The organism is Gloeobacter violaceus PCC 7421 (genome assembly GCF_000011385.1).
Classification (GTDB): domain Bacteria; phylum Cyanobacteriota; class Cyanobacteriia; order Gloeobacterales; family Gloeobacteraceae; genus Gloeobacter; species Gloeobacter violaceus.
Map to the genome: position 1 here is coordinate 521,002 of NC_005125.1, position 24,861 is coordinate 545,862.

Consider the following 24,861-nt stretch of genomic DNA (forward strand, 5'->3'; position numbering starts at 1 on the left):
CCCCACAGATCCTCGTGCAAAACGAATCCCACAAACTGCCGTGCAAAACCAAGTGTCAGGAGCAAACCCGAGACCAGACAGTCCGGCAGGGAAAAAAACCCCCACAAGCTGCAGCAGCCCCGCAATCTACGGGAAAAAGCGTTCCAGCCACTGGATGCCAAAACCGATCAATTCCGGCGCTTCGAACAGGAACGACTCCGCCGCCCCGACGCGACCCCGACGCCCGAACCCACAAGCCAGAAAGTCGGAGGCGATGCGTTCGAAACAGTTCGCAGGCAGTGCGTCGCTCACCGGCTCCGCCGTGTCGAATTCCTCGAAATCCACCCACCGATGCCCACCCTCACCAGGCACGCGCCGCCGGTACCGGACAATGCGCTTATTCGGGATGTTTGCTTTGTGCTCGGCGTAGTGCAGCAGGGTGATCGTATCGAGCGGCGCCCCGATCAGCAATACCCGCCCTTGCGCCTGGACAATTTTCTCGAAGGGCGACCCCTCACCGTAGCCGTACTGGAACGGGTGCTCCCCAGTGATCCAGCCGGCCTGAGGGCCAATCGCCACCACCCCGGCGTCGGGGTGATCGCTGCGCAGGGCGCCGGGCCAGTTGCGCAGCGTCTCGTGCAGAATACCGTGGTCGCGGGCGGCGTGGGCGATGCGCTTGTCGAATACCGGGATCTCAGCAGGATCGTCGTCGTCCTCATAAAAAGGTTCGAAATCCACATAGGCGCTCAGTGTCCCCTCGGGGCCGATCGCATCGAACATCGCCTGCGCCAGGACGTTGACGCCGCCGACGATTCTGCCCACGGAGCGAATGCTCGCGTGCACCATCAGCAAATCCCCCCGTCCGACGTCCAGGCGGACAAGATCTTCAAGCAGCGCGCTGCGGGTTGTAACCACGAGTTGATGATACCGGCGGTTGAGGACAAACCGAACACCGCGATCTGCCCAGAGGATATTTGGATTCAGCGCTGGAGCCCGATTGGTCCGCCGGCAAGCTGCGCCACGCGCTCCCGGATGGCGAGCCTGGCTCTTTGCAGAGCTTGTGGATCATCAAACAGCTGAAAGGCCCAGTTGGCGCCCATGCCGAGGGCGTGGATCTCAAAGGCCAGTTGCGCCGGTTCGATGTCGGTAGGCAGTTCGCCCAGCTCCTGCGCTTCGCGGATCCGCCGCTCCAAATTCCTAAGCCAGTAGCCCATAATCAGCGCCAGCTTCTCGCGCACGGGGCCGGGGCGGCTGTCGAACTCAGTCGAGATCGCCATAAAAAAGCAGCCCCCCGCAAACACCCCCCGCTCGATATAACCCAGCCAGGCGTCGCACAGTTGCTCCAGGGCGACTAGGCCCCGGCTTTGGGGCGAGAGGCGCTCCAGCACTTCGGCTGAGAAGATCGCCCGCGCCTGCTCGACAATGGCCAGTTGCAGTTCGGTGAGCGAGCCGAAGTGGGCAAACAGTCCACTCTTGCTGCGGCCCAGTTCGGCGGCAAGGCGGCCCAGGGAAAGATTTTCCAGTCCCTCGACCGAAGCAAGCTGCGCCGCAGTGTGCAAAATTTCTTCGCGCGTCCTCGCCCCGCGGGCCGTCGATCGCCTGGCGGAAGCAGATGGGTTCGCTCTAGCGGCTGCCACGGGCGTTGCTCCTAGAAAATATCGGCCGGATCGGCGTCGCGCAACTTGCGCACGGCGATCACTCCGGATAGCAAACACATCGCGAAGGTGAGCCCCAGGACCAGCAGGCTTCTGTCCACCACCATAAACAACGGCAGCAGCGTGGCGCTGCGGGTCAGTTCGTAAAGCCCCCAGGCGATGGCGAGCCCCGGCACAAAGCCAAGCGCCGCCAGGATCAAAGCCGACTGAAAGACCACCCCCAGAAAGTAGCGGTCGCCGTAGCCGATCGCCTTGAGGGTGGCGTACTCGGCCAGATGTTCGGCCACATCGGTGTAGAGCACCTGATAGACGATGATCGAGCCCACCACGAAACCCATAATCGCTCCCAGGGTGAAGGTGAAGCCGATGGGCGTGCTGGTGTTCCAGTAGTTGACCTCGAAGTCTTTGTACTCTTGCTTGGTGAGCACCCGCACGTTCTGCGGCAGGCGCCCGCGCAGATCCGCGAGTACCCGGGCGGTATCAGTACCCGGCACCAGCCGGATGAGGCCGATGTCGACGAGCCCCTTGGTGCGGCGCTTGCCGAAGATGCGCAGGAAATTTTGGTCGCTGGTGATCAGGTGGCCGTCGGAGCCGAAACTGACCCCGAGGGTGACCAGGCCGCGCACGCGCACCCGCCGCTCGTCCACTTCGGTCACCACTTCGCCCTGGCGCTCGATAAGCCGGGGAACCGGCCCGTATTCCGAGCGCGATCCGCGATCAAAGAGGACGGTGTCCGGTTCTTTGAGCAAGGCGCGCTGCTCGGCCACACCGGGCAGGGCAAAGACGTGCTCGTTCGGGTTGAAGCCGTAGACCCGGATATTGCGGGTGACGCGCGTTTCGGGATTGCGCCAGAGAGCGGATTCGACGTAGACGGGACTGACGGACGCCACCCCCTCGGTACCCAAAGCCTGGTAGAGCGTGCGCTCCGAAAATTGCTCCATGGCAATCAGCGCCACCGAGCGCGGGCTGATGAGGACGATTTCGCCCTGCAGGCCGCTGTGCATGCCGACCGCCGAGTCGAACAGGGCGGAGCGAAAGCCCATCTGCATAAAGATCAACACCACGGCGAAGGTGATCCCCGAGACGCCCACCAGCAGACGGGTGCGCTCGCGCCGCAGTTGCAGCCAGGCCAGAGGCATCCGGATCCTAACCATCGATCGCCACCTCGACTTTCAGGTTGGTCAGATCCGCCACCCGGCGGCTGTCGGCCGCATCCAGGCGAATGCGCACCTCCGCCACCCGCGCGTCGACATCGGCGGCCGGGTCAGTGTCGAGGACGTCTTTTTTGCCGATCAGCGGCACGATTCGGTAGACCGTCCCCCGCAATCGGCCGGAAAAGGCGCCGTTCAGGCTGCGGACGGTCGCCTTTTGGCCGACCCGCAGGCGCGAGAGATCGTCCTCGTAGACCTCGGCTACTGCTTCCATCCGCTCGGTGCGCCCCATCTCGGCGATCGGTTCGCCGCTCACCATTTCGCCGGCGCGGGTGCGGATTTTGAGGATGCGGCCCTCCTGCAAGGCCCGCACGTAGGCAGTATCCAGCTCGGCGCGCGCCCGCGCCTCAGCCGCCCGCGCCGCCGCAATTTCGGCGGCGGCGGCGCGCAGATCCGTCGGGCGCACCTCGGCGATGGCAACCAGGGCCGAGCGGGCCTGCTGCAGTTGCCCGTTCAGGGTCTCGACCACCAGGCGTTTGTCGTCGAGCTGCGAAGCGGAAATCGCCCCGGTGTCGTAGAGCGCCTCGAAGCGCTGCAATTCCCTTTGGGCGATGCGCATTTCTGCTGCCAACCGGGCGATCGCCGAGCGCTGCGCGCCCAGATCTCCCGCTTTGGCCCCGGCCTGCACCTGGGCAAGGCGGGTCTCGGCCACTTCCACCTGCCGGGAGGCCTGGGCAAGGGCCGCCGCGAGCCGATCGCGCCGGTCGAGCACGGCCACCACCTGGCCCCGGCGCACCGGCTGCCCCTCCTCAACCCGCACCTGCGCTACGCGCGCCCCCTCCAGAAAGGTCGGCGCCGAGAGGGAAATCACCTCCCCTTCAGGTTCCAGCCTGCCCAGGGAAGTCACCGCTTGCGGGGGAGTAGGCACCTGTGGGCGAATCGCCGGGGCTGGCTCGGGCTGGAGGGATTGTCGAATGCCGATTGCGCCTCCGATTGCCAGCAGGGTCAGCGGTATCCCGACAAGCCAGATGGCTTTGCGCCGCGATGGCTGTCGTTTTGGAGCGGGAGCTTGTGGCACTTCGGGAGCGTCGATGAGCGGTTTTTGCGTTTGCATAGAAGCGGTCTCAATCGCTGAAGGAGCAATGTCCGGGCTGTGCACGTCCACAAACTTAAAATAGCACGAACGTTCGTATTTAAACAGGAAAAACGAAGAGTCTGAGTCCCAGCGGCTTATAAATAGGAGCGAACGGTCTGCCCGTCGTCTCGGGCGTGGTGCGCTGGTTCGACCTGCAGGCCGGCTACGGCGCCATCGCCAGGGACGACACAGGCGAAGAAGTCTTCCTGCTTTTCACCGCCATTCCGGGCGAGGGCTACCGGACTATCGCCCCCAGCACCGCCGTGCACTTCGAGCTTGCCCAGGGTCCATCCGGTCCGGTTGCCCGCAACGTGCAAAAAAGCGAACCGTAGCGGACGGGGGAGCAGGCCGTGCCACCGCGCACGCTTGGCCGCAAGAATGCATTGGTCGCGATTCCCGTCTGGTTGGAGGCGGGCGCGGTGAGTTGGTGGGCATTGGCGCCTTTCATGCACCCGGCTGGGCAGGTGCTACAACAAAGAAACCCGTCTCCATGGGGCAGCAACTGCGGTGGGTCACTTCAGCACGCTCAGCACAAAGCTTGCCGACGGGAAGCTTATTGCCAGAACTTGCCGGGATATGGGCTTTGAAGTGCTGACCGGCGAGTATGCCTATGTGCGCGGATACGCAGGCCAGCGCACCCACGCTGAAGTGGTCTGTGCCTTGAACGGCAACTACGACCTGGGATTTCTGCCAAACGAGAACGGCAGCTACGATTTGATCGCCGATCTGTGGGGAATAGCGATCAAATACAATCAGACCGAGCTAATCAACGGAATTTTTAAGCGCTATTGGCTCGTCGGTCTGATAAAGCCCCGCGACAATCGACCGCAAAGATTGCTTGCGGCCAATTACGACACCTGGTTTCGAACCGGATATACAGACACCCATCTTCTGGCGCAACGTTTTCAAGCCATGGGTTTTTCGCTGCTCGGGACACACAGAACGGTGCCATACCTGGAAGCTCCAGTCAGAGCGGAGCTTGCCGTGGAGCGTCGCACACCGGTGGAATTTTTGGTGGACCGCTCGATTCGCTTGCTTTGGGTACGCAATGAGCAAGGTTCCCTGGACTTGAACATCACCTGCGGTTGGCAGAACCGCAGTGTGCTTGCGGAGCTGTTCAACGAGCTTGGCTTTGTCCCACACGAAAGCTGAAGTTGCTGCTCGCATAGAATCCATTCCGTTTGAACAGTCTGGCCGGGGGAAGGTGTCTTATCGAATCTGAAGGGAAGGGGAACGGTCGGCGTGGCGGCCTTTGTGGGGGCTTTTTGGTTTTTTGGCTTTGCCCGAGGGCGGGTGGGTTCGTTTTGCACGACGATCTGTGGGAGCGAGAGGCGGAACCCCCTTCGGGTTCCCCTCTCGCGCTCTCCAACCTCCCCGCGTCGGGGGGCGCGCCGCCCCCCCGACACCCCCCCGGAACAGGGATAGGCGGTGCACGAGAGTTTGCAAGTGGGGGCAGCGCGCGGCTTGATGGACAGATTTTGGGTGGCGGCTGCCGTAGACATCCACACGGGTTCGGCATCGGGTGCCAAGGGATATCCCCTGACACCTGACACCCCTCAACGCGGATGGGAGGACTCCGAGCCGACGGCTAGGCGGGTTGGACGCCTGGTTGGCCGTTTTCGATGACGAACGAGGCGAACGTCTCGATGGGCGAATCCGGGGTGCTCACCGACTCAACGTAGCGGATGTCCGCCAGCCAGCGCTCGCGGTCGAGGTGGCAGCGGATGTAGCCGCGGCGGTCGCCGTCGAAGAACTTGATGTGGGGGTTCTGTGGGATCATCGGGCCGTAGTAGGGTCCATAGACGATGGCGTCGCCGTTGGTAGTGATCGACGGAGTGACAAATTCAGCAGCGACCACCAGAGAATCGGGGTTCTTAAAGTCGAGCTTCAGATCGCTGACAAAAGTCGAGTGCCAGTCGCCGGTGATCACCACCGGGTTGGCGATGCGCTGGGTGGCGATGTGGCGCAGCAGGCGCTGGCGGGCCACCGGATAGCCGTCCCAGCCGTCGTTCCAGTAGCGAGTGCCACCCTCCAGGTCGTGGTTGAGTTCGGCCATCAGCACCTGCTGGGCAAGTACATTCCAGAGCGCCCCGGAGCCTTCGAGCCCCTGGCGCAGCCAGCGCTCCTGATCGAAGCCGGCCATCGTCTTGGTGGGGTCCAGGGCCGCCTCGCAGCGGTCCGATTCGCCGTCGCCGCAGGGCTGGTCGCTTCGGTACTGGCGGGTATCGAGCACATTAAATTCGGCCAGATCCCCGAAGGCGAGGCGGCGGTAAAGGCGCAGGTTCGGTCCGTCGGGAATCGAAAGACGGCGCAGGGGCAGGTGTTCGTAGTAAGCCTTGTAGGCAGCGGCCCGGCGCGCCAAGAACGTCTCCACCGGCTCGAAATTTTCGGAGATGGCGTCGGTGTAGTCGTTTTCGACTTCGTGATCGTCCCAGGTGACCACCCAGGGGAAGCGGGCGTGGGCCGCCTGTAGGTCCGGGTCGGTCTTGTAGAGAGCGTGCTGGAGGCGGTAGCGATCGAGGGTGACCGTCTCGGGAGCGAAGGTGTCGGGCAGAGTCGCGCCCCGCACCCCGCCGGAGGCGATGCCGTACTCGTAGGTATAATCGCCCAGGTGCACCACCAGGTCGAGATCTTCTTCGACCATGCGCCGGTAGGGCGAATAGAAGCCGTCATCCCACTTCTGGCAGGTGGCGATGGCGAAGGCGAGGCTGTTGAGGGGCGAACCCGCGGCCGGAGCCGTTTTGGTGCGGCCGATGGGGCTGTATTCGCTGCGGTAGCGGAACTGATAATAGTACTCCCGACTGGGTTCCAGACCAAAAACTTCCACGTGCACCGAGTGGACCAACTCGGGCGAAGCGAGGGCCGTGCCGCGCCGGACGATGCGGCGCATCCCGGCGTCGGTGGCCACGAACCACTCGACGCTCACCCGGCGGGCCGGCATGCCGCCGTCGGCCACCAGCGGATCGGGGGCCAGCCGCGTCCAGAGCACGATGCTGGTGGGCAGCGGATCGCCGGAAGCTACCCCGAGGGTGAAGGGGGTAGCCCCCAGGCTGGGGGCGGAGCGGGCGTCCTCGCCGCTTGCGAGGGCCAGGGCGAATGCACCGGCGAGGGTGCCCGAAACCGCCAGAAACTGGCGACGGTTCAAAGACTTGCGGGCAAAGCTTTCTAGAGGAGGCCGGGAGTTGCGCATCTGTTCAATCCTCTTGCGATTCGCGAGAATACAAGGCGAGCCGATTGTAGAGGCCGACCGTTAATGCCCCTTTATTTCCTGGTTAAGCGATGCACGTGATGTTTATCGAATACGGCATGGGTCTCGACCTGCACGGCCAGGACGCGACGGTCGCGGCGGTGCGCGCGGCCCGCGACGCCATTGGCCGCAGTTCGCTCCCTGGGATGCGCTTGGTGCTGCCGGACGGGGATCTCGGCCGCATGCAGGTGCACGTCAAACTTGCCGTGCCCGTGGCGGCGGAGCGGGTCGATGTCGAACGGGTCAAGCAGGTCTTTCCCTACGGCCAGGTCTCGGTGGAAATTACCCCGGGCGGCATGCTCTGCACCAGCGGTATCGTGCTGACGGAGCACGGCGACAGCGAGGATCTGGTGATCATCGTCAACGCGGCGGTCGAGGTGGGTTACTGAGCGCTCATCACCTGGCTCGCCTCGCTCTCCAGTTGACCGTCGCGCAGACGCACCATACGGCGGGCGCGGTCGCCCACTTCTTGATCGTGGGTGATCACCAGCACGGTGATCCCCTCGGCGTTCAGCTCTTCGAATAGCGCCAGCACCTCCTCGCCGGTGCGCGTGTCGAGGGCGCCGGTCGGTTCGTCCGCCAGCAGAATGCTGGGTCTGTTCATCAGGGCGCGGGCGACGGCGACGCGCTGCTGTTGGCCGCCGGAAAGCTGATTGGGCCGCTGGTGGATCTGGGCGCCGATACCAACGCGCTCCAGCAGTTCCGTCGCGCGCACTTTGCGCTCCTTCGCGGGCGTCCCGGCATAAAGAGCCGGCAGCATCACGTTTTCAAGAGCGTCGGAGCGGGCCATCAAATTGAACTGTTGAAACACAAAGCCGATTTCGCGGTTGCGGATCTGGGCGAGGGCCTTGCGATCGAGGGTGGCGACGTTGCTGCCGTTTAGAAAATAGTTGCCGGAGGTAGGCCGGTCCAGGCAGCCGATGATGTTCATCAACGTCGATTTGCCCGAGCCGGACGGACCCATGATCGCCACGTACTCGCCGCGGTCGATGTCGAGGTCGATGCCCCGCAGCACGGGCACCTCGTTGTTGCCCAATTTGTAGGACTTGCGGATGTTTTCGAGGCGGATAAGCATGCGGGTTACTCCGTGCGAAGGGCGACGATCGGGTCGAGCCGGGCAGCCCGGCGGGCCGGGAAGACTCCAAAAAATAGACCGATGCCAGTGGCCACACCCACGGCCAAAAAGACCGCCATGGGTGTCACCTCGGGCTTGATGGGGCTCAGCGCGCCCACCAGGGCGGCGGCGCCCCAACCGAGACCCAGACCGATCAGGCCGCCTAACACCGAGATGAGCACCGCTTCGATCACAAACTGGGCGAGGATCACGCCTTCGCTGGCGCCGAGGGCTTTTCTGAGGCCAATCTCGCGGGTGCGCTCGGTCACCGAAACGAGCATGATGTTCATGATGTTGATGCCGCCCACCAGCAGGGCAATCGCAGCAATCAGCCCCAGCATGACCGTGAGCCCGGCGGCAATGGCATTGAACACGTTGAGAATTTCCTGGGCGTTGCCGACAAAAAAGTCGTCCTCGGCGGTGATCTGGTGGCGGGCGCGCAACAGATTGGTCACCTGAAAGGTCACAGCCTCAATAGTTTCGGCCGGTTTGGTCTCCAGAAAAATAATCCTTACCCGCCGCCCGAAGGGCGTAACATTGCTGATGAGCGACTCCTGCACCACCGTGAAGGGCATGATGGCGCCGCGCTCCAGAAATTGCAGATAGCCCCTAAAAGCACCCGAGCGCTTTTCCAGCACGCCAATTACCGTCATCGTGCGGCCGTTGACCAGGATTTGCTTGCCCACCGGCTGCTCGGTGCCAAACAGCTCATCGGCAATCTCCTCGCCCAGGACCGCCACCCGGGCGCGCTGCTGTACCTCTTTATCGGTAAAAAATCGTCCCTTGCGTACCGACCAGTTGAGGATGCGCGCCAGTTCGGGCTCCATGCCGTAGATGCGGCCGTCGGCGTCTTTGTTGTTCCAGACGACGCGCCCGTTCTCAGACAAGATGCCCGATGCCCGGCTGATGGCGCCAATCTGGGTACGCAAAGCCTCCATATCCTCGATTGTGAGGGGCCTGATGCGGCGGTCGGTATTCTGGGTGAGGCCGTCGGGCGGCCGGTCCTCGCCCACCACCACCACGTTGGTGCCGAAGCTGCGAAACTGGTCTTTGACGAATTTTTGGGTGCCCACGCCAATGGCCACGATGAGCACCACCGAACCAACGCCGATGATCAGCCCCAGCATCGTGAGCACCGAGCGCAACCAGTTGGCCCACAGAGCCACCGCCGCGATTTTCAGATTCTCAAGCCACGACATCGGCAAACTCCTTGTGGGTCGCTATTCGCTTCTCAAAGCGACGATCGGGTCGAGCCGGGCAGCGCGGCGGGCCGGGAAGACTCCAAAAAACAAGCCCGTCGCCACCGAGACCCCGAGAGCAAGCACCACCGACCAGGGGGTGATCTCGGGCTTAAAAGGCGAGAACTGGCCGACGGCCACCGCCGCCGCCAGACCCCAGGCCATGCCGAGAAGACCGCCCAGCACCGAAAGCAGCACCGCCTCGGTGACAAACTGGGCGAGGATCACTTCTTCGCTGGCGCCGAGGGCTTTTCTGAGGCCAATCTCGCGGGTGCGCTCGGTCACCGAAACGAGCATGATGTTCATAATCCCGATGCCGCTCACCACCAGCGAGATGGCCGCCGTGAGCCCCAGCACCACCGTCACCCCGAGGGCGATGTTGTTGAACAGATCGAGCGTCTCCTGGATGTTGCCGATCAAAAAATCGTCTTTGTCGGTGACGTTGTGGCGCAAGCGGAGCAGGTTTTTGAGCTCGAAGGTGACTTGGTCGATGGTCGAGTCGGCCTTGGTCGCCGCCAGAAAGCCGCCCACTTTTTTACCGAAGGGCGAATCGCTTGCAATCAGACTCTCCAGCGCCAGGGGTAACGGCACCAGCACCCCGCGATCCACATCGATCCAGCCGCCGAAACTCGGGCGGGTGACGCCCACGACGGTGAGCTGGCGATTGTTGACGACGATCGTCTTGCCGATCGGATCTTCAAAGCTAAAGAGCTTCTTGGCGAGGGTCTCGCCTAGGATGGCCACCCGGGCACGGCTTTCGACCTCACCCAGGCTGAAGAAGCGGCCTTTAGAGTAACCGAGGCGCGTAACGCGCTCTAGATTGGGGGGTACTCCGGTCAACTGCGCCTGGGACTTGCGCGATCCCCAGGAGACCGAGGCGTTGCCCAGAGCCAGTGGCGCCACCGCTTCCACCGCGGGCGCCTGGGTGCGCACCGCCTCGACATCGGCGAGGGTGAGGGGGCGACGGCCCTTAGTGCGCGGACCACCGTCGTAGACCCCCACGACATTGGTACCCAGTCCTCGAAACTGATCTTTGACGAAGTTCTGAGCCCCCACCCCGAGGGCGATCACCAGGATCACCGCCCCGACGCCGATAATCAGGCCCACCATCGTCAGAATGGTCCGCAGTCGGCTGGCCCAGAGGGTCGCGGCGGCCAGTTTGAGATTCTCGTACCAGTCCAAGGCCGGATCTCCGAGTAGTGCGGGAGAGCTTATCTAAAGTCGTTGCTCTTGCCCAGGACTTCCTCGATGTTGACATCGGGAGGCAACTTGGCAAAGAGTTTCTCGCCATCGCTCAGGCCGCTCAGGATCTGGGTTTTGTCCCCCAGGCTCACACCGGTACCCACCTCGCGGTAGGTCGGGCCTTTTTTGGCGTCGGGGACCAGCACACCGGTTTTGCCGTCGCGGGTGATCAGTGCCGTCGTCGGCACCACCAGCACGCCGTTCACCCGGCCCGCGACGAAGTTGACCGTCACATTCAGGCGCGACTTGAGGGTGCGGGCCGCTTCGTCATCCAGGCGCACGCGCACCTGAAACTGGGTGATGCCGCTTTCGGTGACCGCCTCGGGGGCCACCAGCCGCACGGTGCCCTTGAAGACGGTGCCCGGGTAGGCCGAGGTGGTGATTTGCACCGGCTGGCCCACCTTGATGCGGGCGATGTCCGACTCGGCCACGGTGGCGAGCACCTCCAGCCGATCAATCAGCAGCAAGATCGAACTGGAGTTGGCCGAATCGCCCGAGGTGTTGACCGTTGGCGAGACGAACGCCCCCGGCTGGGCATAGCGCTGGGAGATGATACCCGAGAAGGGTGCGCGGATGGTCAGATCCGCGAGGCGCGTCCGGTTGTTGCGGTAGGTCGCCTCGGCCTGGTCGAGCCGGGCCTTGGCTGCGAGCACCTGTTCGTTGCGGGTGCCGGCTTTGTAGAGACTGAATTTTTCCTGGGCCGCCTTGAGGGCGTCCTGGGCGCGGGAGAATTCCAGGCGGCGGTTGATCACCTGGGTCTCGGCGATCGCCCGCTCGGTGAAAAGCCGCTCCTCGCGCACCAGGTTGTTGCCGGCGATGTCGACGTTGGCCTGGGCGGCGCGCAGATCCGCGCGCACCTGGTCGATCTCCTGGGGCCGAAAACCGTTGCGCGCCTCCTGGTACTGCGCCGCGGCCAGATCGCGCGCCGCTTTGGCCGCCGCCACTTCGCTGACGATTCGACTGGCATCCATCTGGGCGAGCACTTGTCCCTCGCGGACCGCGTCGCCTTGATCGACGTAGAGCTTCGTCAACAAGCCCGCCTCCTTGGGGCCGACGTTGACCTTGCGGTTGGGAGCCACCTGGCCCGCGGAGGTGATGCGCACGTCGGTGCTGATGCGCTCCGCGGCGGTCAAAAATTTCTCGAACTTGGCTGCCGGATCGGGTCGGGGAATGGCAAACGTAAAGATCGCCACCGCTACCCCGACCACACCAACGCCCACAAGCAACCAGCGCCACAGCGCCGGCCATTTGAACTCAGCGTTCAGCTGGGATGTCGCCATTCTGGTCTTCTCCCACTCGTTGCCACCATAGCCAGGCTAACAGGCGCCCGGCAGGCGCTGCTAGCGATAATCCCGGTCCTCTCCAACCAGTGAACAAAAAGTGGACACTATTTGAACTGGCTTCTCAAGGCCCATCCAGCGTACACCTAGACGAGCAACTCCGCTCAACCCCCGCCGGATCTACATCCTGGCCCAGTCAAACGCGCGGGAGTCCCACGACTCCCGCGCGCGAAACGTCCAATGACCTGCCTGGAACGCGTCAGAAAATGTAACAATTCCCGACTCATAAGAACTGATGCAAACACACTCAAGGCTTGGTGAACTTGAGGGTCATCCGGTCGCTCTCCCCGATGGCCAGGTATTTTTCGCGGTCCTTCTCGCCCTGGCTGAGGGTGGGCGGCAAGGTCCAGACGCCGCCGACGTGGTCGCGGGTGTCCCTGGGGTTGGCATTGATCTCGGACTTGGAGGTCAGCTTGAAACCGGCGGCTTCGATCTTTTTGATCACATAGTCTTCGGGCATATAGCCGGTCTTGATGCTTTCAGCGACGCTCACCCCCGGCCGGGCACGGTGCTCCTCGACGCCGAAGGTGCCGCCTTTTTTGAGCACTTTGAAGGCGGCAGCGTAGACTTTATCCTCGTAGCCCGCCGCCGCCCAGTTGTGGATGTTGCGGAAGGTGAGCACCAGGTCCGCCGAGTTGTCGGGGCCGAGGGTGAGGCTGTCGGGGGGAGCGATGAGGACTGTCTGCACTTTGCCGTAGGTCTTGGGGTCGGAGGCGAGTCTTTCGTTGAGGGCACGGGCGCCGCGGGTCATGCCCGACTCTTTGGGGCCGTTGGCATCGAAGGTGCTCACCACCAGCTTGCCGCGCTCGGCGACCACCGGGGCGAGGAGCGTCGTGTACCAGCCGCCGCCGGGCCACAATTCGACCACGGTCATCTCCGGGCGCAGCCCAAAAAACGTGAGTGTCTCCAGGGGATGGCGATAGGCGTCGCGGGCGCGCTGCTGCTCGGTGCGTACGGGGTTTGCCATCGCTGAGCGGATCTGTTGCTCGATGGCGGCGGTTGCCACCTGCTCGGCGCCCACCGCCGCCGGGCGATAGACGGCAAGCCCGGCGGCACCGGTGACCAGCAGCGCGCCGGCCACGAGGCCGGGCCACAACGGACGGAACCTAATATCGGCCATGGAAAAAAATCCTGTGGTGTATGTCCGCTTCTTCAAGAAGAAATTATACCGAACGCGGTTCCCGCCGCGGTCGCTCCTGCGGGTGGACGATAGAGTTGACAAGCTTGTAACATATTCGTAGTATGAGCAGAATGTCTTCTTTCGGAACCTCGCCCGAGTGAGCAGTAACGCGAACAACCCGCTGGCGAAGGGTTTGCTCGGGGCCGGCTGGCGTCCACTGGGCCGCTCGCTGGACTGGGAGTACCTGGGGCATCTGGCCCTGCGCGATACCTGGAAGCTCAGCCAGAAGACCCTCGATATCGCAAGCGATCTGGCCGATGCCCTCAGCCGCCGCGAGCATCCCTGGTGGGCTAACCTGCTGAATGCGTTCTCCGAGAACATGCAGTACGAATTGGACGAATATTGGGACTACATCACGCCGGAGCCCGCCGCGCCCGACTACCGCTTCAAAGACACTCTGAGCATCGATCGGCCGGTGGTGCAGGCGGTGGGCCGCGATAGCATTCCGATCGACTATGTGCTCAATCGGCTGCAGGAGACGGTTATTCTGCGCATTCTCGCTTTGCTGGGCCGCCCCGATTCGATCACCCAGTACTATCTCGATCGCCACTTCGAGTTTCCGGTAGAGCAATTTGTCGACTGGGACCGGATGTTGGTGCCGGGGACGCTGTTTGCCTACTGGAGCGCGCACCAGGTGTGGCTCAAAATTTGCCTCTCGCAGCAGCAGGGCAAGCAGCAGTACAGCCTCATCGCCATCGAGCTTTTGCCGCTGATCAACAAGACCGCCTACAACCTGGCGGTGATGCTGAGCGGTTATCAGAGCCGCATCGGCCAGCTGGCCAGCCCCTATGCGATCCGCTCGTTTCCGCAGGAGGTACAGGCGTTTACCGACGCGGTGCAGCAGGCGGTGTTGGACGGGGATCATCTGGCGGTGCTGGTGCACGGCGAACCCGGGACCGGCAAAACCGCCTGGGCGCAGGCGGTGTCCAAAGAAATTCTGCAGCCGCTCGGGTTTGTGACGTTTATCCTCGATCACGACGCGGTCGAAAACTTCGCTCCGCCCGCCTATCTGGAGCGCGTCTGCCTGATTGTCAACGAAGCGGACAACCTCGCCCAGAACCGTGCGAGCGAAGTCGCCCAGGCCAGCGGCAAGACCGAACACATCCTGGGTTTGCTCGACGGCACGCTCTACAGGAGTGTCATCGACGAGTCGGGTCTGCACGCCCAGCAGAAGCTGGTGGTCATCCTCACCTGCAACACCACCGAGCGCCTCGACCCGGCGGTGCTGCGCAAGGGGCGCATCGATCTCATCTCGCAATTTACCTATCGCTTTGTGTGAGCACCCAACCCGTTCCTGCCGCCCCGCCGCTGGTCGGCCGCTTCTGGCGGTTGTCCGTCGTCAATGTCCTCTCCAACCTGATGGTGCCCCTGGCGGGGCTGATCAGCACGGCTTTTCTGGGGCACCTCCCGCAGGTGAGTTCCCTGGCGGGGGTGGCCCTGGCCACGGTGCTGTTCAACTACATCTACTGGACCTTCGGCTTTTTGCGCATGGGCACCACGGGGCTCACCGCCCAGGCGGCCGGGCAGGGCGACCACGACCGGGTGTTGCTGGTGGCGGTGCGGCACTGGCTGCTGGCGCTCGCTTTGGGGATCGCCATCGTGCTGTTGCAGGCCCCCCTGCGCACGGTGGGTTTTGCTCTCCTGAGCGCCGCTCCGGACGTTAAAGAGGCTGCCTATCGCTTCTACGACGCGCTCATCTGGGGCGCACCCGCAACCCTCATCAACTTTGTGCTGGTCGGCTGGTTTCTGGGGCGCGAACAGAGCGGCCGGGTGCTGGTGCTCACGGCGATTACCGCCTTTGCGAACGTCGCGCTCGATTATTTGTTTATCGTGCAATGGGGCTGGCAGAGCGCCGGGGCCGGAGCCGCCACCGCCATAAGCCAGTACCTCGCCCTGGCGGCGGGCCTGGCCTTCGTGGCCGTCGAAGTCCGACCGGGGGCAGTAGCCAAGGTGGCGCACCGGATTTTTGATCTGGTCGAGCTGCAGGCCATCTTTTCGCTCAACCGCGATCTGGTGGTGCGCACGTTCGTGCTGGTGACGATCCTCGGAACTTTCACCAACCTGGGCGCGGCGATGGGAACCGATGTACTCGCCGCCAATGCCGTGCTGATGCAGGTGGTGTCGCTCGCCGCCTATTTTATCGACGGGGTGGCCTTTGCCACCGAGAGCCTGGCGGGCTACTTCAAAGGTGGGGGCAACTTCCGGCAACTGCGCTCACTGCTCTATCTGGCAGGCGCGGTAAGCTTTACTTTGGGCGTAGCTTTTGCCCTGGTGTTCATTGCCTTTCCCGGGCCGCTGTTCGGCCTGCTCACCGACCGCGCGGAGCTGATCGAACGGCTTGCCCGCCATGCCATCTGGCTGTTGCCGGTGCTCGCGGTCGGTTCGCTCACCTGGATGCTGGACGGCTACTTTCTGGGCCTCACCGAAAGCAAAATCCTGCGCACCTCGGCCATCGGAGCCGCCGTGGGCTTTGTGCCCCTCGCCGCGCTTGCCTGGCAGCAGCAGTCGGAGCCATTGTTGTGGCTGGCCGTCACCACCTATATGGTCGGCCGTCTGATCCCGCTCACTTTGCGGGTGGGAACGGTGGGCGATCGGTAGGTCCGCAGGCTTGGCTCAGGAAGCGATCGCTTCAGCCACTACCCGGACTTTCGAGTCGATGCAGTCGCGGGCGTGATCCACGGCCGCCTCTTCGTTTGCGAAACAGAAGCAGCTCGGGTGGACCCGGCCGTTGGGATCGATGCAATCAACTGCTATACCATTCCACTCCTCTCGAATGAGAATCTCCCAGCCTTTGTAGTCCATGGTTCGACACCAGAGAGGTCCATATCCAGAATAGACCCAGGCAGATTTCTGTCGATACGACCATCGTCGTATGCCTTTCGGAGTGCCGCCCGGTCTCGGCACCTTGAGCGCACGCAGGCGCGGTACCTAGCGGCTTGCGCCGCTACCTGCCAACCGCCGCTCGTGCTGGGTGCGGTTGAGGGCGAGCGCCTCCTGGGGCAGTTCGTAATCGATGGGTAGCCGCATGTCCCACTGGGCGGAGCCGAGCAGGGCAAGACAACCCGACAGGACTCCCCCGGCAATCAGAAACTGCCACTCTGCCAACAGCAGGGCCGCGGCGGCGGCAGCCAAATGAACCGCTCCTGCCATCAGCAGGGCTCGAGAGCGCAGCGCAAATCCGCTCATCCCGTAGCCGACGGCGCTGAGCACCAGCCACAGCACCCCGAGGTGCACCATCACCTCCGCCCAACCCACGGCGATGCTGAAGTCGGTGAGCACCAAGCCGAACAGCATCAAGCCACCCCAACCCAGCACCAGGGAGGTGGCCCGTTCGACTTTGGCCCAAAACCACGTGCACACCCCCATCCAGGTGGTGGCGGCCAGGCTCAACAACGTCCATCCCACCGCCTGCACGTTCCAGTCGATGGGTACGAACTGCGCAGTGGCGAAGATGAGCGCGCAGACCAGCCCCCACCCCCAAAACACCTGGTCGAGGCGGGTAAACACAGTGCTGATCAGCGCCCGGCGGCCGATCTGCCAGCGGATCTTCAAAAGCCCCCGCTGATCCTGAACGTCAAGTTCATGCTGCTTGCGACGGAGGACCGGCTCGGAGAAGTTGAAGAACGTCATCTACCTTCTGGAGTAACTACTGCCTGTATCTTAACAAAACGAAATCTAAATTCGGTTACTTACTTTACAAGTGCACTTGGAGGCGGCACGCAGGGTCCGTGTTTGGAGCAATACACGCAAAGCGCAGGCAGGGGCGGTACCGTTCTGGGTGGTCTTGCCCCGGGTAATGCGGGGCCTGCTTTGGAGAGACGCTGTGATTCGTCGTCAAGACTTCCCCACCCCGGCGCGGATCGCCGCCGCCGGCCTGCTTGCAGGCAGTCTGCTGTTGGGCTCCCTGTCGATGGCCCGGGCTTTTACCCAGAACCCGGCGACGGTATTTATCAACGAAATTCACTACGACAACACCGGCACCGACGCGGGTGAGGCGGTCGAGATCGCCGGACCCGCCGGTACCGACCTCAGCGGCTGGTCGATCGTGCTCTACAACGGCAGCGGCGGCGCCGTCTATACGACCACCGCGCTTGGCGGTACGATCGCCGACCAACAAAACGGCTTTGGGACGGTGGCGGTCTCCTATCCGAGCAACGGTATCCAGAACGGTTCGCCCGACGGCATCGCCCTGGTCTCTCCCGGCGGCACGGTGGTCCAGTTTTTGAGCTACGAAGGCAGCTTCGCCGCCACCGACGGCCCGGCAAGCGGTCTGACTTCGACGGATATCGGGGTGGCCGAGACCGGTTCGGAGCCCCTGGGCCTCTCGCTGCAACTCACCGGCAGCGGTACGGTCTATCAAGATTTTGCCTGGGCGGCACCCGCCGACGATTCGTTCGGTCAGATTAACGGCAGCCAGGGCTTCGGGGGCGGTCCGCTGCCGACTTTGAGCGTGGCGGTGAGCCCGGCTAGTTTCTCGGAGGCGGCCGGGGCCGCTGCCGCTACCGGTACCGTTACCCGCTCCGGCAGCGCCGAAGCGGCAGTGAGCGTCAATCTCAGCAGCTCCGACGGCTCGGAGGCGGTCGTGCCGGCTACCGTCACGATTGCGGCGGGGGCCAGTTCCGCTGCCTTTGCCGTCGATGCCGTGGACGATGCGATAAGCGACGGCTCCCAGGCGGTGACGATTACCGCTGCCGCCCCGGGCTTTGCCACCGGCACCACCGGGCTCACCGTCACCGACGACGAGCCGGTGAGCGTCACGCCCATCCGCGAGATCCAGGGCAAGGCACAGATTTCGCCCAAGAACGGCCAATTTGTCTCCAATGTGCCGGGGATTGTGACGGCGAAGCGCTCCAACGGCTTCTACCTGCAAGATCCGGCTCCCGACAGCGACGAGGGCACCTCCGAAGCGATCTTCGTCTTCACCAGTTCCGCTCCCACCGTGGCGGTGGGCGACTCGCTGACGGTAAGCGGCACAGTCACCGAATTTATTCCCGGCGGGGCAAGCACTGGCAATCTGTCGATCACAGAGATCACCAGCCCGGCGATTACGGTCATCTCCTCCGGCAACCCCCTGCCGGCGCCGATGGTGATCGGTGTGGGCGGCCGGGTGCCTCCGACCCAGGTGATCGACGACGACGGACTGACGAGCTTCGACCCGGCCGGCGACGGCATCGATTTTTACGAGAGCTTCGAAGCGATGCGTGTGCAGGTCAACGGTGCTGTGGCCACCAGCCCGACGCTGACTTTTAACGAAGGTGAGTCCGACGAAAACAGCGAAATTATCGTCCTGGCCGATGGCGGTGCAGGCGCTGCGTTGCGCACCACCCGCGGCGGCATCGTCATCCGCCCCGGCGACTTCAACCCGGAGCGGATCTTCCTGGGCGATGCGATCGCCCGCCCCGGCCAGATTCTGCCCAAGCTCAACGTCGGCGACAGCTTCAGCGGCCCGGTGGTGGGCGTGCTCGACTACAGCTTCGGCAACTTCAAGCTGCTGGTGACCGAGACCCTGCCCGGAACGGCCAGTGCAGGGCTCACTCCCGAGCAGACCACCCTGGCGGCAGGCGGCAGCCAGTTGACAATTGCCAGCTTTAACGTCGAGAACCTGGATCCCGGCGACACCGAACGCATCGCCGGTCTTGCCGCCGCGGTCACCGGCAACCTCAAATCCCCGGACATCCTGGTATTGCAGGAGGTCCAGGACAATAACGGCCCCACCGACGACGGCACGGTCGATTCGACCACCACCCTCGCGGATCTGGCGGCGGCGATCGCGGGCGTGGGCGGTCCCGCCTACAACTTCCGCTTCATCAACCCCGTCAACAACCAGGACGGCGGCGAGCCGGGCGGCAATATCCGTGTCGTCTTCCTGTTCAACCCGGCCCGGGTCAGCTTTATCGACCGGCCTGCCCCGGACGGTACGGATCTTTCCACGACAGCCGTCGGTGCCGTAGACGGTCCTTCGGGTCTGGAACTCACCTTCAGCCCCGGCCGCATCGACCCGGCCAACCCGGCTTTTGACGACAGCCGCAAGCCCTTGGTGGGCGAATTTCTCTTTAACGGCCGCAAGCTCTTTGTGGTGGGCAACCACTTCAACTCCAAAGGCGGCGACACGCCGCTATTTGGCGCCGCCCAGCCGCCGGTGCTCAACTCCGAGCCCCAGCGCCTCGGCCAGGCCACGGCAGTCAATAGCTTCGTCCAGTCGTTGCTCGCTCTCGATGCCAAGGCGAGCGTCATCGTCCTGGGCGATCTCAACGACTTCCAGTTCTCGCCGCCCCTGGCCACCCTCCAGCAGGGCGGTATCCTCTCCAACTTGATCGACGCGGTCAGCCCCGCCGACGCCTACACCTTCAACTTCCAGGGCAACTCCCAGGTGCTCGACCACATCTTGTTGAGCGGCAGTCTGGCGGCGGGGGCGGAGATCGACATCGTCCACCTCGATTCGGAATTCGCCGATGCACTGAGCGATCACGACCCGCCCCTGGCCCGCCTCGATCTGGTGCTCGCACCGCTTTCGGTCACGGGCGTCAGTCCCACCAGCGGTCCGGTGGGCACCCAGATCACGATTGCGGGCACGGGCTTCGTCGCGGGCGGTACGACGGTGCGCTTCCGGGGCGGGGTCGAAGCGTCCGCGGTGGCGGTCAACGGCGACGGCACCCAACTGACGGTCACGGTACCTGCGGGAGCGCGATCCGGCCGGATCGCGGTGCGCACCGGCGGCCGCGCTGTCCTCACCCCCGGCCGCTTCGTGGTCACTCCGTAGGGACGACCAGCGCTTCCAACTGGGAGCGATCTCGAAGCGCCGCGGTGGCTCCCAGGCCGCTCACGGCAACTGCCCCCCAGGCGTTGGCCCAGCGCACCGCCCGGGGGGCGGTAAGCCCCTCCGCCAGCGCAGCCAGATAGCCGGCGCAAAAAGCGTCCCCGGCTCCAGTGGTGTCGATCACCCGGCCGCCGGGGACCGGCAGGGCCGGCACCACCGCATCGATGTCCGGGCCGCAGGCGTAGGCGCCCCGCTCGCCCAGCTTGATAATCACGCGGGTGCTGCCGTGCGCTATCAACCAGCGGGCCATCGCCTGGGGCGTCGATTCGCCCGTGATCGCCCGGGCCTCCGCCAAGCTCGGCAGCAGGTGATCGATTTGCCCGAGGGCGGGCAGCAGCGCTTCCCAGTTCCCGTCGCTGCTCCAGACGGTATCCAGGCAGGTGACTACCCCGGCCCGCCGCGCCGAGCGCAAGACGGCGGCCAGATCTTCACCCAGAAGCCGCCGCAGCGAGTAGCAGCCGCCGATGTGCAGGTGGCCTATCCCCGACCAGTCCAAATGTTCCAGATCCGCCCGGGCGATGGCGTTGCCGCCGCCCCTGGTGCGCAAAAACGAGCGCTCGCCGGCAGCGGACAACAGCACGACCGCACTTTTGGTGGCAACCTCCGCCGACTGCCGAAAGTGGGCGAGGCCCACCCCGGCCCTGCTCAATTCGGCTTTAATCCACTCCCCGGCGCCGTCGGCTCCCAGGTGGGCGGCAAATTCGACCGGCACCCCGAGCCGGGCCAGCCCAATCGCCGTATTGACACCGCACCCCCCGGCGGCGAGGGCAATCGTGTCGGTGAGTCGGCTGGCGCCGGGGGCGGGCAGCTCCTGCGGGGCGCTCACCAGGATGTCGACGACGGCAGCGCCGGTGACCAGGACGACCACGGGGGCTCAGAGCGCCTGAGCGCGCAGAAAAGCCTGCACCGCCGCTTCGTCCGGGGTGCTGCCGATGCCGCCGGGGATCATCGTGCTCAGAGCACCCGCGGCGCAGGCGTAATCGACCACGGCCGCCGCTTCGCTCTCCCAGGCGCGTAGCGGTGCGCGGCTCAGCCGGTGCAGCAGGGCGGCCACAAAGGCGTCCCCGGCCCCGGTGGTGTCCACGGTGGGCACCCGATAGCCCAAATGTTCGCCCCGCCGTTCGCCCACCTGCCAGAGGCAGCCGTTCTCGCCCCGGGTGAGCAAGATCCCTTCGAGGTGATCAAAAGCCGCAGTAATCGCCTCTATAGAAGGCATCCCCAGCCACTCGGCTTCCTCCTCGCTCACCTTCAGTACGTCGCAGCGCTCGATGAGGCCGCGCACCACCGCAGGCGCCTGTTCGGGTTGCTCCCAGAAGACCGGGCGCCAGTTGACATCGAGGCAAATCTTGACGAATCGCTCATCCGCCAGATCCAGGGCGCCCTCGACGGCCCGGGCCGAATCGGGGAAAGCCATCATCAGCGTGCCCAGGGTCAAAAACGCCGCCCCGTCGAACAGGTCCGGCGTTATTTTTTCGGCCTGCAGGTGGGTATCGGCGAAGGCATCGGGCGGATGGCCGCCGAAGCTTGCGAAGGTGCGCTCGCCCGCGGCGGTGCGGGTGACGTAGACTTTGCGCGTCGGCCACGGAGCACGCTGCACACCGGCAGTATTGACACCGCTACGCTCCAGCACGGCCAGCAACCTTTCGCCCTCCGGATCTGCGCCCAGACAGCCGACAAAGCAGCTCTTGCCGCCTATGGCCGCCAGGGCGCAGGCGACGTTGGCGGGTGCCCCTCCCGGATAAGATGTCCAGGAAGCGACTTGCGCTTCGGGCCGGTCCGGCTGGTCCGCCAGGCAGTCCAGGAGCATTTCACCGAGGCACAGTACGTGGGTCGACATGGATGAACAAGGTCAAGGCAGACTGAGGCTACCACACGAGATCGACCCGAATGAAGCGGCCTTCGACAGTCTTTCGGCCGAGTACGACGAACGATACGCGCTGAGCGCCGTGGGTTGTCTGCAGCGCCGACAGGTTTGGAGGCGCATCGCCGGATTGTTCCTACCCGGCGGTCGGATTTTGGAATTGGGCTGCGGCACCGGTCTGGATGCGGAGTACCTGGCGGGGCTTGGAGTGCAGGTGCTCGCCACCGATCTTTCCCCGGCGATGGCCGCCTTGGCCGCCCGGCGCTGCCGGGAGTTGCCCGCGGTTGCGGTGCGGGTGCTGGCCGCCGAGCAGATCGGCACCCTCGAAGACACTTTCGAGGGCGTCTTCTCCAACTTTGCCGCCCTCAACTGCGTGCTCGATCTAAATGCCTTTGCCGCCGCCCTCGCCGCCCGCCTGCGACCGGGAGGGGCGGCGGCTCTGGTGTTGTTCGGCCGCCTTTGCTGGTGGGAGATGGCGGGTTACGGCCTGCGGGGGCGCTGGCCCGAGGCGACCCGCCGCCTGCGCCCCGGGGTGGTGCGCGCTTCGATCGGCAGCGGCAGGGAGGTGGCCTTGCGCTACTACAGTCCTACTCAAGTGCGGCGGGCTTTTTCACCCTGGTTCCGCCTCGAGGCGACGGCGGCGGTGGGCTTTGCCGTGCCCCCCACCTACTGGGACGGCTTTGTGCGCGCCCGGCCGCGCCTGCTTGCTTTCGGCCAACGGGTCGATCGGGCGGTGGGCGGTCTGTGGCCTTTCAACCGCTGTGGAGACCACACACTCTACGTGCTGCGCCGTCGGTAAGCGATCTGCCGTCCACTGGGGATCACAGCAAAGCTAGGATGGAAAAATGCAAGTTGCGGCAACATCTATTAAGCCTGCCGGGACTGGAGGATGGAAGTTGGCCCTCACGATCGTTCATTACGTTTTGCCGCCGATTGTCGGAGCGCTGATCGGATTTACCTCCGATACGCTGGCGATCAAGATGCTGTTCCGGCCCTACAAACCGAAATATTTTTTGGGCCGTCAGATCCCGCTGACGCCGGGGCTGTTTCCCAAGGGCCAGGAGCGCTTCGCCCGCAAGGTGGCCCAGATGCTCACCGACAAATTGCTCACCCCCGACGAGGTACACCGCATCGCCCAGCGCCTGCTCACCCCCGAGCGCCTCGAAGAAGGCTTGCGCTTCGCCCTGCTCTACGCCCTGGGCGAATACAGCGACGGGCGCAAGCGGGCGCGGCTGGCGGTCGCCCTGGGAGATATCCTTCAGGAAGTCTTCAGCGAGTCGCTGCCCAAGTGGATCGACGCGCTCAGCCGCTCCTCCGCCTCCAACAAGATTTTCGAGCAAATTTTTGATCAGGTGGCCGGTTCGCTGCGCATCGAGGAGGCGCAGGCGGTGCGCCTTGCGGAGTGGATCGAGAAGAACGTCTTTACCCCCGACCGGCTGAGGCTCGCCCTGATCAACTTGCTCACCAATCAGACCATCGACACGCTCGATAAAGAAGCCCGCGAGCGCGCCCAGGGCGGCTTGTGGCTGGTGGCCAACGTCGTGGGCATCAAAGGTCCCCTCTCGCGCTTCAAGTCCTTCTGTGTCGAGCAGCCCGAGGCGGCCAACGAACTATTTACCCGTTTTCTGGCGGAGGCGGAGGTGCGCGAGCGGCTGACGGGGGCGCTCAACGGTCTGAGTGTGCAGACGCTTTCGATGGCCACCGTCCAGGATCTCAAGCGGCAGTTCGTGACCAGCCTCACCGCGGCGCTGAGCGCCCAGGGACCGGGGCTCAGCCAGCGTCTCGGCGAATCGATCGACTGGAGCCGCTGGGCGGCGGAGGTGCTCGACCGGGTGGTCACCTCCGAGAAGACCCTGGGGTGGATCGACCGCATCGCCGAGGGCAGCAGCCGTCTATTGGATCGCTACTTGACCCGCGAGTTGGAGCCGCTGGTCATGAAGTTCCTGCCCGCTCTGGGTCTGGAGCAGATGGTGATCACCAAGATCTGCAACACCTCCCCGCAAGAATTGGAAGCGGCCATCGAGCAGGTGGCCCGCAACGAACTGCGGGCGATTCCTTATGTCGGTATGGTTTTGGGATTTTGCGTGGGCCTTTTTGAGGTCTTCTTAATCACCGTGGTCATTCCCGTGGGTTAGCCCCTGATGCGACGTTGCCGACTGCGAGGCAACGTCGGATCGTCGTTGGATAAAGCAGCAGCGAAAGGAATCTCATGTTTGCGCTGATTTCGCCGGAGAGAATCGAACTACCCCCGGGCGCTGTGGTCCGTATGCCAGCGACCTGGCAAGAGTATCAAAGTTTGACCGAACGGCGAGGAGACAAGGCCACTCCCCGCATCAGATATTGTGCTGGTGAAGTTTTGCTGATGTCACCACTTCCCAAACACGGCAGAGATGCCAACCTCATGGCGGATGTCGTCAAGGCGCTGCTCGACCACCTGGGTAGAGATTACGATGCCTACACCCCAGTCACAATGCAGCTTCCACAAGAAACTGGCATCGAGCCGGACTACTGTTTTTACATCGATCATTGGCGGGCCGTCGCTGGAAAAGATCGGATTAACTGGCAAACGGATCCGCCGCCGGATCTAGCTTTGGAGGTCGATGTCACAAGCTACACTAACATCAACAGTTATCTGCCCTATTTTGTTCCAGAAGTCTGGCTACTCAAAGAGAAGTTATTGGAGATATACCAACTGCGAGTTGACAAATATCAGCTTCAGGATACAAGCCTTTATTTTCCTGAATTTAATCTGCGATCGATTGTAGAGGACGCCCTGCAACTTGCCTACAGCCGTAATTCCGGTTCAGCAATTCAGAGACTTCGTCAAAGGTTAAGCGCTGGAAACTACGGCTGTACAGGAAGAATCTCTTCCGAGGAAACTTGACTTTCCCCGTGCCGCCTT

Annotated in this window: 23 protein-coding genes; 9 read left to right on the plus strand and 14 right to left on the minus strand. The window is 63.7% G+C overall.

The annotated features are described in order from the left end of the window. Positions 1-126: 126 nt before the first annotated feature. The 4 genes from aac(3) to GLL_RS02535 all read right to left on the minus strand — a co-directional run bounded on the left by aac(3) (position 127) and on the right by GLL_RS02535 (position 3,713). A complete protein-coding gene (aac(3), locus tag GLL_RS02520) occupies positions 127-894 on the minus strand; it encodes an aminoglycoside 3-N-acetyltransferase (protein ID WP_011140487.1) in 768 nt (255 codons plus the stop codon). A 65-nt stretch (positions 895-959) separates the two neighbouring features. Beyond that, a complete protein-coding gene (locus tag GLL_RS02525; protein ID WP_011140488.1) occupies positions 960-1,616 on the minus strand; it encodes a TetR/AcrR family transcriptional regulator in 657 nt (218 codons plus the stop codon). An 11-nt stretch (positions 1,617-1,627) separates the two neighbouring features. Further along, positions 1,628-2,788, minus strand: a complete 1,161-nt coding sequence (gene devC, locus GLL_RS02530; protein WP_011140489.1) for an ABC transporter permease DevC — start codon at positions 2,786-2,788, stop codon at positions 1,628-1,630. Further along, positions 2,781-3,713 carry an HlyD family efflux transporter periplasmic adaptor subunit gene (locus GLL_RS02535; protein WP_197530103.1) on the minus strand — a complete coding sequence of 311 codons (933 nt, stop codon included), beginning with the start codon at positions 3,711-3,713 and terminating at the stop codon, positions 2,781-2,783. Before GLL_RS02535 ends, devC begins: the two co-directional genes overlap by 8 nt. A 341-nt stretch (positions 3,714-4,054) precedes the next feature. Between GLL_RS02535 and GLL_RS02540 the strand changes: the two genes are divergently transcribed. Beyond that, positions 4,055-4,252, plus strand: a complete 198-nt coding sequence (locus tag GLL_RS02540) for a cold-shock protein (protein WP_011140491.1) — start codon at positions 4,055-4,057, stop codon at positions 4,250-4,252. Positions 4,253-4,427: 175 nt separating this feature from the next. After that, the gene (locus GLL_RS02545) at positions 4,428-5,072 is read left to right on the plus strand and encodes a DUF1257 domain-containing protein (RefSeq protein ID WP_011140492.1); all 645 of its coding nucleotides are present in this window, start codon (positions 4,428-4,430) and stop codon (positions 5,070-5,072) included. Positions 5,073-5,508: 436 nt separating this feature from the next. Here the strand turns inward: GLL_RS02545 and GLL_RS02550 are convergent, their stop codons facing one another. Next, the gene (locus tag GLL_RS02550; RefSeq protein ID WP_011140493.1) at positions 5,509-7,110 is read right to left on the minus strand and encodes an alkaline phosphatase D family protein; all 1,602 of its coding nucleotides are present in this window, start codon (positions 7,108-7,110) and stop codon (positions 5,509-5,511) included. Positions 7,111-7,199: 89 nt separating this feature from the next. Here GLL_RS02550 and GLL_RS02555 point away from each other — a divergent pair, with 89 nt between their 5' ends. Continuing rightward, positions 7,200-7,556 (plus strand): Lin0512 family protein, encoded by a 357-nt coding sequence (locus GLL_RS02555; RefSeq protein ID WP_011140494.1) that lies wholly within the window; start codon positions 7,200-7,202, stop codon positions 7,554-7,556. On the opposite strand, the gene GLL_RS02560 is transcribed toward GLL_RS02555, so the two are convergent. The 5 genes from GLL_RS02560 to GLL_RS02580 form a co-directional block, all read right to left on the minus strand. Next, entirely contained in the window at positions 7,550-8,242 is a 693-nt protein-coding gene (locus GLL_RS02560) for an ABC transporter ATP-binding protein (protein WP_011140495.1), read from the minus strand. The genes GLL_RS02555 and GLL_RS02560 overlap by 7 nt on opposite strands. Positions 8,243-8,247: 5 nt before the next feature. Further along, positions 8,248-9,480 carry an ABC transporter permease gene (locus tag GLL_RS02565; protein WP_011140496.1) on the minus strand — a complete coding sequence of 411 codons (1,233 nt, stop codon included), beginning with the start codon at positions 9,478-9,480 and terminating at the stop codon, positions 8,248-8,250. Positions 9,481-9,501: 21 nt separating this feature from the next. Then, positions 9,502-10,701, minus strand: coding sequence for an ABC transporter permease (locus GLL_RS02570; protein ID WP_164928529.1), 1,200 nt, complete (start codon positions 10,699-10,701; stop codon positions 9,502-9,504). A gap of 29 nt (positions 10,702-10,730) precedes the next feature. Further along, positions 10,731-12,041, minus strand: a complete 1,311-nt coding sequence (locus GLL_RS02575; protein ID WP_011140498.1) for an efflux RND transporter periplasmic adaptor subunit — start codon at positions 12,039-12,041, stop codon at positions 10,731-10,733. Positions 12,042-12,348: 307 nt separating this feature from the next. Further along, positions 12,349-13,221, minus strand: coding sequence for a class I SAM-dependent methyltransferase (locus GLL_RS02580; protein ID WP_011140499.1), 873 nt, complete (start codon positions 13,219-13,221; stop codon positions 12,349-12,351). Positions 13,222-13,378: 157 nt separating this feature from the next. Here GLL_RS02580 and GLL_RS02585 point away from each other — a divergent pair, with 157 nt between their 5' ends. Continuing rightward, a complete protein-coding gene (locus GLL_RS02585; protein ID WP_011140500.1) occupies positions 13,379-14,560 on the plus strand; it encodes an AAA family ATPase in 1,182 nt (393 codons plus the stop codon). Continuing rightward, positions 14,557-15,879 carry a guanitoxin biosynthesis MATE family efflux transporter GntT gene (gene gntT / locus GLL_RS02590; RefSeq protein ID WP_011140501.1) on the plus strand — a complete coding sequence of 441 codons (1,323 nt, stop codon included), beginning with the start codon at positions 14,557-14,559 and terminating at the stop codon, positions 15,877-15,879. Before GLL_RS02585 ends, gntT begins: the two co-directional genes overlap by 4 nt. A 15-nt stretch (positions 15,880-15,894) precedes the next feature. Here gntT and GLL_RS02595 read toward each other — a convergent pair whose 3' ends face one another. Further along, positions 15,895-16,083 (minus strand): hypothetical protein, encoded by a 189-nt coding sequence (locus GLL_RS02595; protein ID WP_164928530.1) that lies wholly within the window; start codon positions 16,081-16,083, stop codon positions 15,895-15,897. A 126-nt stretch (positions 16,084-16,209) separates the two neighbouring features. Further along, entirely contained in the window at positions 16,210-16,911 is a 702-nt protein-coding gene (locus GLL_RS02600) for a hypothetical protein (RefSeq protein ID WP_011140502.1), read from the minus strand. Positions 16,912-17,104: 193 nt separating this feature from the next. Here GLL_RS02600 and GLL_RS02605 point away from each other — a divergent pair, with 193 nt between their 5' ends. Beyond that, a complete protein-coding gene (locus tag GLL_RS02605) occupies positions 17,105-20,041 on the plus strand; it encodes an endonuclease/exonuclease/phosphatase family protein (protein ID WP_164928531.1) in 2,937 nt (978 codons plus the stop codon). Here GLL_RS02605 and GLL_RS02610 read toward each other — a convergent pair. Both GLL_RS02610 and GLL_RS02615 read right to left on the minus strand, forming a co-directional pair. Next, complete coding sequence (locus GLL_RS02610) at positions 20,031-20,966, minus strand: carbohydrate kinase family protein (protein WP_011140504.1); 936 nt, start codon at positions 20,964-20,966, stop codon at positions 20,031-20,033. The two genes, GLL_RS02605 and GLL_RS02610, sit on opposite strands and share 11 nt — an antisense overlap. 6 nt (positions 20,967-20,972) lie before the next feature. After that, positions 20,973-21,935: a carbohydrate kinase family protein gene (locus GLL_RS02615; RefSeq protein WP_011140505.1), complete on the minus strand. Its 963-nt coding sequence runs from the start codon at positions 21,933-21,935 to the stop codon at positions 20,973-20,975. Here GLL_RS02615 and GLL_RS02620 point away from each other — a divergent pair. The 3 genes from GLL_RS02620 to GLL_RS02630 all read left to right on the plus strand — a co-directional run bounded on the left by GLL_RS02620 (position 21,934) and on the right by GLL_RS02630 (position 24,843). Continuing rightward, on the plus strand, positions 21,934-22,758 hold the full coding sequence (locus GLL_RS02620) for a class I SAM-dependent methyltransferase (RefSeq protein ID WP_011140506.1): 825 nt from the start codon (positions 21,934-21,936) through the stop codon (positions 22,756-22,758). The genes GLL_RS02615 and GLL_RS02620 overlap by 2 nt on opposite strands. A 97-nt stretch (positions 22,759-22,855) precedes the next feature. Next, complete coding sequence (locus GLL_RS02625; RefSeq protein ID WP_164928532.1) at positions 22,856-24,094, plus strand: DUF445 domain-containing protein; 1,239 nt, start codon at positions 22,856-22,858, stop codon at positions 24,092-24,094. 74 nt (positions 24,095-24,168) lie between these two features. Further along, positions 24,169-24,843: a Uma2 family endonuclease gene (locus GLL_RS02630; protein ID WP_011140508.1), complete on the plus strand. Its 675-nt coding sequence runs from the start codon at positions 24,169-24,171 to the stop codon at positions 24,841-24,843. The last annotated feature ends 18 nt before the right edge of the window (positions 24,844-24,861 follow it).

What these genes read in the sequence shown, in the direction of transcription:
- devC (WP_011140489.1), bottom strand. Translation starts at nt 2,788, where the DNA reads ATGGTTAGGATCCGGATGCCTCTGGCCTGGCTGCAACTGCGGCGCGAG.
- GLL_RS02550 (WP_011140493.1), bottom strand. Translation starts at nt 7,110, where the DNA reads ATGCGCAACTCCCGGCCTCCTCTAGAAAGCTTTGCCCGCAAGTCTTTG.
- GLL_RS02555 (WP_011140494.1), top strand. Translation starts at nt 7,200, where the DNA reads ATGCACGTGATGTTTATCGAATACGGCATGGGTCTCGACCTGCACGGC.
- GLL_RS02560 (WP_011140495.1), bottom strand. Translation starts at nt 8,242, where the DNA reads ATGCTTATCCGCCTCGAAAACATCCGCAAGTCCTACAAATTGGGCAAC.
- GLL_RS02565 (WP_011140496.1), bottom strand. Translation starts at nt 9,480, where the DNA reads ATGTCGTGGCTTGAGAATCTGAAAATCGCGGCGGTGGCTCTGTGGGCC.
- GLL_RS02575 (WP_011140498.1), bottom strand. Translation starts at nt 12,041, where the DNA reads ATGGCGACATCCCAGCTGAACGCTGAGTTCAAATGGCCGGCGCTGTGG.
- GLL_RS02580 (WP_011140499.1), bottom strand. Translation starts at nt 13,221, where the DNA reads ATGGCCGATATTAGGTTCCGTCCGTTGTGGCCCGGCCTCGTGGCCGGC.
- GLL_RS02595 (WP_164928530.1), bottom strand. Translation starts at nt 16,083, where the DNA reads ATGGACTACAAAGGCTGGGAGATTCTCATTCGAGAGGAGTGGAATGGT.
- GLL_RS02600 (WP_011140502.1), bottom strand. Translation starts at nt 16,911, where the DNA reads ATGACGTTCTTCAACTTCTCCGAGCCGGTCCTCCGTCGCAAGCAGCAT.
- GLL_RS02620 (WP_011140506.1), top strand. Translation starts at nt 21,934, where the DNA reads ATGGATGAACAAGGTCAAGGCAGACTGAGGCTACCACACGAGATCGAC.
- GLL_RS02615 (WP_011140505.1), bottom strand. Translation starts at nt 21,935, where the DNA reads ATGTCGACCCACGTACTGTGCCTCGGTGAAATGCTCCTGGACTGCCTG.
- GLL_RS02630 (WP_011140508.1), top strand. Translation starts at nt 24,169, where the DNA reads ATGTTTGCGCTGATTTCGCCGGAGAGAATCGAACTACCCCCGGGCGCT.